Annotated in this window: 1 protein-coding gene; it reads left to right on the top strand. The window is 70.3% G+C overall.

Annotated elements, in window-relative coordinates; all coding sequences use genetic code 11:
• The first annotated feature begins 54 nt into the window (after window positions 1-54).
• Window positions 55-393, top strand: a complete 339-nt coding sequence (locus tag F2B26_RS16705) for a YciI family protein (RefSeq protein WP_159811215.1) — start codon at window positions 55-57, stop codon at window positions 391-393.
• Window positions 394-596: the final 203 nt, after the last annotated feature.

The following is a 596-nucleotide window of genomic DNA, read 5'->3' on the forward strand; positions in this document are numbered from 1 at the left end:
TAGAGCGCCGCGATCGCCGATGATGGACGGCGGCCTCGATGAGGGAGCAAGACGATGAAGAATTTCCTGGCCCTTTACATGGGCTCGCCGAACATGGCGGCGGCGATCCCGGACCTCAGCGACGAGACCAAGAGCGCCGGCATCGCCGCCTGGGGCGCCTGGATGCGCCAGCACGCCGACGCCGTGGTCGAGACCGGCGGCCCGCTCGGCCGCACCAAGAAGATATCGCCGGCGGGCGTCGCCGACTTCCGCAACGCCGTCACCGGCTATGTGGTCGTGCGCGCCGAGACCATCGACGCCGCCGCCGCGATGTTCGTTGACCATCCCCACTTCGCCATCTTCCCTGGCGACAGCGTCGAGGTGGTCGAGCAACTGCCGATTCCGGCGGGCTGAGCGGTCCGCCGGCCCCGGACGGAGCGGGCGAGCGCGAAAGGAGGGGGCGATGCTGACGGGAGCCTGCCACTGCAGGGCCTGCCGCTGGATCATCGAAGGCGACCCAGGTCCCGCCACGGCGTGCAACTGCACGCTCTGCCGCCGCTATGGGGCGCTCTGGGCCTATGACTACGAGGGCGGGCGCATGCGCCTCGACGGCGAGG

Origin of the sequence: Cellulomonas citrea (genome assembly GCF_009829685.1) — a bacterium.
In the GTDB taxonomy this organism is placed as follows: Bacteria; Actinomycetota; Actinomycetes; order Actinomycetales; family Cellulomonadaceae; genus Cellulomonas; species Cellulomonas citrea.

Coding starts and splice junctions, on each gene's coding strand:
- F2B26_RS16705 (WP_159811215.1), top strand. CDS start 55: ATGAAGAATTTCCTGGCCCTTTACATGGGCTCGCCGAACATGGCGGCG.